We start from the raw sequence: 230 nt of genomic DNA on the forward strand, positions 1-230 counted from the left end.
TCAAGACCTGTCACAGAAACCAGCGTCTTACCAAGCAACGCCTCAAACCCCGGATATCGTTGGTATCCCATGTCAATCCTCTCCTTCCTCTTCGTCAATATTGATGTGGCGCAGGTCAACACCCTCGCCATAATAGCCGTTGCTTGTACCGTCCCATCGAATATCAACATACCCGAGAATTGTCGCGAATTTTTCAAACGTCCATCGGTACGACTCTAATGCATACGTGC

At 48.7% G+C, this 230-nt stretch carries 1 protein-coding gene; it reads right to left on the reverse strand.

The genetic code is table 11. The features are described from left to right. Positions 1–72: 72 nt before the first annotated feature. Positions 73–230 (reverse strand): DUF7448 domain-containing protein (locus AC1RPJ_RS08370; RefSeq protein WP_481762946.1); only part of this gene is annotated, 158 nt, incomplete at its 5' end.

This window comes from Dellaglioa sp. CoH-57-MRSF-17 (assembly GCF_056782015.1).